This window comes from Anaerococcus sp. (assembly GCF_030825785.1).
In the GTDB taxonomy this organism is placed as follows: Bacteria; Bacillota; Clostridia; order Tissierellales; family Peptoniphilaceae; genus Anaerococcus.
This window is the reverse complement of sequence record NZ_JAPJPG010000080.1, coordinates 1-2,537: the sequence shown is the minus strand read 5'-3', so window position 1 is coordinate 2,537 and position 2,537 is coordinate 1. Positions and strand designations below refer to the sequence as shown.

Sequence of the window (2,537 nt, the reverse complement as noted above, 5' to 3'; positions counted from 1 at the left end):
AGAGCTTGTTTGGGGTGGCTCTCAGACCAGTGTTAGAAGATGTGAGACAGCTTATCTGCTCAGTGCTGGTATCCAGTCTTTTGGGATTGGGGATTCTCTGGTATCAAGGTGCCTTGTTTATGGCAACGGTGCAACTGGTCATCATTGGTCTTTTGCTTTATGGATTGGTCTTGGTAGGGATTTCTACCTTATTAAGTGTCGTGTATCTACTTGGTTTACAGGAAAATAGTCTGGTGGATCTATTGAAAGGGAAACTCCCTCTCAAACGTATGATGACATTGATGATGGTGGGGCAACTCTTAGCCGTACTGGTGGTCGGATCGAGTGCGACTGCTCTCCTACCCCACTACCGTGAAATGCAGGAAATGGAGAGAGCTAGCGATAAATGGAGCCAGTCCTCAGACCGTTACCGTCTATCCTTTGGTTGGTCTAGTGCATTTGCCGATGAAGAAGGAATGCGTAAGGATAATCGTGAGTGGCAGACATTTACTGAAGAACGGTTAGCCAATACAGACTCTTTTTATATTATGAGCAATGTTGACAATTTCTCAGATGGAGCAGAAGTGGACCTAGATGGCAATCGTCTCAATGACTACACACCGTCAGGGAATGTCATCTATGTCTCACCGCGCTATCTGATAGAAGAAAAGATTACCGTTTCTTCAGAGTTTATGGATAAGATGCAAAACTTGTCTGAGGGAGAGTTTGGGCTGATCTTGCCTGAGAGCTTGCGAGAGCAGTCTGCCTACTATCAAGGATTATTTACAGATTACCTGCAAAACTTTTCATCTGAAAGTGTAGAAGTGACGAGTCAGAAACACTACCTCCCACAGGTAACGCTAGCTTTTACAGAAACAGGACAGGAACGCTTCCTCTATAACGATGGGTACAAGACGACACGCCAGTACCTAAAAGATCCGATTATTGTAGTTTTAACGCCGCAAGCGACTGGAACAAGACCTGTTGCAGGGATGTTATGGGGAACTACGGCTAATAGTGCCTTGAAACTAGATCGATATGGAGACAGCATCACAGCTCTAAAAGAGCAAGGTCTGTATCACAAGGTCTCTTATTTGGTAAAAAGCCAGCTATTTTTTGCCAAGGTACTAAATGACAAACGGATGGAGTTCTACTCTCTCCTTATTGGGACTATTTTGACTCTATCTACGGCTATCTTGTTATTTGATTCCATGAATCTTCTCTATTTTGAGCAGTTTAGACGGGAGATCATGATTAAACGTCTTTCTGGTATGACAATCTATGAGCTTCATGGCAAGTACTTACTGGCGCAAGGAGGAGTTCTCTTACTTGGGCTAATCCTATCTAGTGTTTTGACAGGAGATAGCTTGATTAGCGCTCTAGTTGTAGCTTTATTTACTCTTAACGCCCTCTTGATTTTAGTAAGGCAGGATAAAAAGGAAGAAGCTGGTAGCATGGCAGTATTGAAAGGAAAATAAGATGATTGATATTCAAGAATTGGAAAAGAAGTTTAATGACCGCGCGATTTTCTCTGGTTTAAATCTCAAGTTGGAGAAGGGCAAGGTTTATGCCTTAATCGGAAAGAGTGGAAGCGGAAAGACGACTTTGCTTAATATCTTAGGAAAGCTAGAAAAGATAGATGGTGGAAGGGTTCTCTATCAGGGGAAAGATTTAAAAACCATTCCCACTCGTGAGTATTTTCGAGACCAGATGGGCTATCTCTTTCAAAATTTTGGCCTCTTAGAAAACCAATCAATCAAAGAGAATTTGGATTTGGGCTTTGTTGGTCAAAAGATTTCAAAAGTAGAACGTTTGGAAAGGCAAGTGGAGGCTTTAGAAAAGGTTAATCTAGGGTATTTGGATCTAGAACAAAAAATTTATACTTTATCTGGGGGAGAGGCTCAACGAGTTGCCCTTGCGAAGACTATTTTGAAAAATCCACCCTTGATTTTGGCAGATGAACCAACAGCAGCTCTTGATCCTGAAAATTCAGAGGAGGTTATGAATCTCTTGGTGGGCTTGAAAGATGAAAATCGAATTATCATCATTGCGACCCATAATCCCCTAGTCTGGAATAAGGCCGATGAAATCATTGATATGAGGGAGCTTGCTCATGTGTGAAAAAATCCGTATTCGCAGGGTATCTGATTATCCTAGTGCCAGAGGTGGTTTAGAAGATATTCTCATCATGGAAAATATGACCAATCATCTCCTTTTGGTTCAAATCCGAGTGAATGGCTATTTGCTTGATTTTGCTAGTATTGAAGGGCAAAGGCAAAAGCATTATCGTTTGAAAAATTTACCTCAAACGGTTGAACTGACAGTGGACGACGTGGAGGAGGATGTAGATTTGACCCTACCTGAAAATCGAAGTTATAAAGAAGCTGATTTTTTCGAACGGATGTTTCGAGAGAACCGCTAAGTCCACCTTTAAAGATTTTCAAGACTATCTTTCTTCATGAGAGAAGATAGTTTTTTGGTATGATTTTCACCCCCAAAATACAAGGGGAATGTGTTACAATAGTAGTAACAGATAATAGAAAAGAGAATAGATGAGA

The 2,537-nt window shown here is 41.3% G+C and carries 3 protein-coding genes; all 3 read left to right on the top strand.

The window, feature by feature from the left end; genetic code table 11:
* On the top strand, positions 1-1,457 hold a 1,457-nt coding region (locus RCH56_RS07595), incomplete at its 5' end, for a bacteriocin-associated integral membrane family protein (RefSeq protein WP_306484374.1).
* A gap of 1 nt (position 1,458) precedes the next feature.
* Positions 1,459-2,100 carry an ABC transporter ATP-binding protein gene (locus RCH56_RS07590; protein ID WP_125416600.1) on the top strand — a complete coding sequence of 214 codons (642 nt, stop codon included), beginning with the start codon at positions 1,459-1,461 and terminating at the stop codon, positions 2,098-2,100.
* Positions 2,093-2,401, top strand: a complete 309-nt coding sequence (locus tag RCH56_RS07585) for a hypothetical protein (protein ID WP_000333261.1) — start codon at positions 2,093-2,095, stop codon at positions 2,399-2,401. Before RCH56_RS07590 ends, RCH56_RS07585 begins: the two co-directional genes overlap by 8 nt.
* The last annotated feature ends 136 nt before the right edge of the window (positions 2,402-2,537 follow it).